This is a genomic window from Mycobacterium sp. TH-M82 (assembly GCF_057473605.1).
Map to the genome: position 1 here is coordinate 1 of NZ_JBYCKY010000400.1, position 2,044 is coordinate 2,044.

2 protein-coding genes and 1 pseudogene are annotated in these 2,044 nt (G+C 68.2%); all 3 read right to left on the reverse strand.

Features of this window, described 5'->3' with window-relative positions; translation table 11 throughout:
• A pseudogene (locus AC2VON_RS12410) lies at positions 1-194 on the reverse strand (adenylate/guanylate cyclase domain-containing protein); the annotation flags it as partial.
• A 128-nt stretch (positions 195-322) separates the two neighbouring features.
• Positions 323-1,627, reverse strand: coding sequence for a PE family protein (locus AC2VON_RS12415; protein WP_486953240.1), 1,305 nt, complete (start codon positions 1,625-1,627; stop codon positions 323-325).
• Between the two features lie 202 nt (positions 1,628-1,829).
• Positions 1,830-2,044: TrmH family RNA methyltransferase (locus AC2VON_RS12420; protein WP_486953241.1), on the reverse strand; the 215-nt coding region annotated here is incomplete at its 5' end.

Consider the following 2,044-nt stretch of genomic DNA (forward strand, 5'->3'; position numbering starts at 1 on the left):
TCGGGATCGCCCGGCAGCCGCCGCCGGGCCCGCCGGATCAGGCCGACCACCTCCGGGTTGTGGTTGGTGGTGTGCAACCACTGTGCGGCGTTCTGCAACGACCCCGGGGGGAGCCGTCGAAAAGTGGCCGGAGCGGGGATGGGCTGCGGCTGTTCCATTGCGCCCGTCTCCGGATCGGGCGGCGCGACTTCCACTGAATCCACGTTAGGTGCTGCGAGCGCAGGCAGGCAACGGGACTCGCTGGACGTGTGTCCCACGTCGCATCCAGGTCGGGGCACGCAGCGCGTCACGCTCGAGACCCAGGCTCGGGCCGGCGGATCTGCTACCCGAGAGCGGTTGCGAGGCCACCGAACTCGACACCAGTGAGCGTCACCACCTCCGGCGCGCCGGTGGACGGCACCAGCGTGACCGTGATCGGTCGCGCGGAGGCCAACAGCCCGCCGAGCGGAACGGTTGCATATGCCGTCCCGTCGTACGTAGGCGGCACCGGGAGCGGTTCGGTGATCGATGTCTGGCCGTAGAAGTAACCGTTCGCGACGTTGTACGGCAAACGTGCCAACGCTTCGGCGGCCATCAGCGGGTGGCCGGTTTGCACCGCGGTCTCGATCGCCGTGACGCTGCTGGCGTATGCCGCCGATGCGCTGGCCTGCGCGCCGAGCGCATCGACTGCGGCCAACAACGGTCGCGGTAACTCGACTGATCCTGTCCAGCTGACGGTCCCATTCGCCGATTCCACCTCGGTCACGGTCACCTGCACGGGACCAAGCGGTGTTTGCGCGTCCAGGTGAACGACAGGCATGCCGGTGCCGCTGGTCGTGACGGTTCCGGTGATGCCGGTAGTGCTGGGGATCGTAGGCACCGTTGTCGGGGCCGTGATCGCGCCCGTTGTCGTGGACGTGCCTGTCGCGACGGCGGAACCGGACGTGGTCGTGGCCACCGTCGTCGCAGCATTGACCTGGCCGGCCGTGGTTTGCGTGACGGGTGCCGCAGTGATGACCGTGCCGCCATCGCCCGTGGCGACGGGATCGGTCTTACCGCCGGGGTCGGCCCTGATGATGGGCTCGGTTTTCCCGCCCGGGTCGGTCTTGATGATGGGCTCGGTCGTCCCGCCGCCGGTCCCGGCTTGCGGAGTCCCACCGCCGGTACCGGACGCGGTGCTGCCACCGGTGGCCTGGCCGCTCCCCCCCGTCGTCGCGGTGGTGCCGCCGTTGCCGATCAGCGGGCGTCCCAGCAGCGCCCTCGCGGGTGCATTCACCGCGCTCACCAACGCCTGCCCGGCAGTGGCAACGTCGGCTCTGATGCCCATCCCCGCGGCGGCGACGCCGGCGCCGATCGTCTGCTCGGCGTTGGCTATCTCTGTGCCCAGATACGCCAAGGCGCCAGAACCCAGCGTTCTCACCAACCCAGCATGAAAGGCTGCGGCCTGCGCGCTCACGGCCTGATAGCCGCGGGCATAGCTTTCGAACGCCGCCTGCACTGCCGCCGTCACGTCATCGGCGGCCATCGCGCCCATCTGGGTGGTACCGGTCGCAGCCGTCGCATGTGCCGCGGCCAAAGCCGATCCGATTGCCTCAAAATCGTTCGCCGCCGCCGTCAGCGCCTCGGGCCTCACGTTCAGAAACGACATTTCTCGTCTTCCTCTCACTCAGCAGTGCAATCATTGCCGAGTCGTTGAGAATTGGAGCCTATCGCCACTTCTGGATGTCTCTGGTTGAAATGTTTCTGGCGCGTGCGCAAACAATTCGCGCCTCAACGCTGCCGCTGTCCATATCGCATTAGGTGGCAAGGCAAATCGGCGAAACCGATCGACGCGGCTGCGAATGATCCTGCTACAGCAGACCCAAGGCCCGTGCACTCTGGTAGAGGCAGATCGCGGCGGCGGCGGCGACGTTGAGACTCTCGGCGCCGCCCGCCATCGGGATGCACACCCGGTGGTCCGCGGCCGCGGCGAACTCGGCCGGCAGGCCCTGGGATTCCGGCCCGAACAGCCATGCCGTCGCCGCGCTGAGCACCCGGTCGGCGTCGTCCAGACGCGTCTCACCGT